At 59.2% G+C, this 1212-nt stretch carries 1 protein-coding gene and 1 pseudogene; both read right to left on the reverse strand.

The genetic code is table 11. From position 1 onward, the window contains the following. Positions 1-707: pseudogene (locus tag B3797_RS00060) on the reverse strand (sugar diacid recognition domain-containing protein); the annotation flags it as partial. A 171-nt stretch (positions 708-878) separates the two neighbouring features. Next, on the reverse strand, positions 879-1212 hold a 334-nt coding region (locus B3797_RS00065; RefSeq protein ID WP_311790025.1), incomplete at its 5' end, for a PDZ domain-containing protein.

A 1212-nucleotide genomic window follows, 5' to 3' on the forward strand; every position in this document is an offset into this window, starting at 1 on the left:
TGCAGCAGCTGTTCGACGCGCTTGCGATGATCGTCCTGATCGTAGCGCCCATGCGCATTGAGCGCCGGTTTCAGCACCACCATCTCCGTCAGAGAAACGATAGCGATCAGGTTGTCGCGCTCCGGCGTGGTGAGCAGCGTTTGGAGTTGCTGCAGCTCAGACATGGCGCTGTCGACGCCCAGCTGACCGCTGTCAACCTCCACCACCGCCGCGACGCGCGGTTGGTTAAGATCGATGCCGAGACGCTGCGCCCATTCGGTCAGCTGCGGCGTCAGGGTTTCGCTGCGGATAAGGTTCAGCACCAGCTCCTCACGCAGACGACTGTCCTGCGCCAGCATATGCAGCAGCCTCGTCTGCTCCAGCATCATCTCCGCCGTCATGCAGACCAGCTCGCCGTAGTGGCGCAGCGCGACCGGATCGCCGGTCAGTCCAATCACCCCGACGATTTCACCGTCAATGCGCAGCGGCAGATTGATGCCTGGCCGCACGCCGTGCAGATGTTTCGCCACCGCCTCGTCGATGTCCACTACCCGCCCCTGCGACAGCACCAGCAGCGCGCCTTCGTGCAATTCGCCAATACGCTCGCGATCGCCGCTGCCGATAATGCGCCCGCGCGCATCCATCACGTTGACATTACTGTCAATAATCTTCATGGTGCGCGCCACGATATCCTGCGCGAGGCGCGCATCAAGATGATAGGTTGCCATCTGTTAATCCCGACAGAGAGTAGAAGAGACAGCATACGCATGGCTGCAGAGCCAGGCATTGTGCAAATGCACAGAGCAAGAGGGGGATTTACAGGTTTTGCGGCACTGGTCACACTCTGACCAGCATAAATAAAAAGGCGGACCGGAGTCCGCCTGAGAGGGAAAATAGCGTTACTGCATCAGCAGATAGATGCTGCTGTCGCCGCGCTTAACGTTAAGCGCCAGTACCGAAGGTTTAGTATCGAGAATTTTACGCAGCTCGCCCAGGTTAGTGACTCGCTGCTGGTTAACCCCAAGGATCACGTCGCCTTTTTTCAGGCCGATACGCGCCGCGGCGCTGTTGGGCTTAACGTTGTCTACGCGCACCCCTTTATCGCTGCCGCTGTCGTTGCTGAGATCGGCGCCTTCAATGCCGGTATAGATAGTGGCCGACTGCACTTTATCCTGCGTGCTCTGCTGCAGCTCAACGGTAACGCTAACCGGTTTGCCGTCGCGCAGCAGGCCG

Origin of the sequence: Pantoea sp. UBA5923 (assembly GCF_002431095.1) — a bacterium.
In the GTDB taxonomy this organism is placed as follows: domain Bacteria; phylum Pseudomonadota; class Gammaproteobacteria; order Enterobacterales; family Enterobacteriaceae; genus Pantoea; species Pantoea piersonii.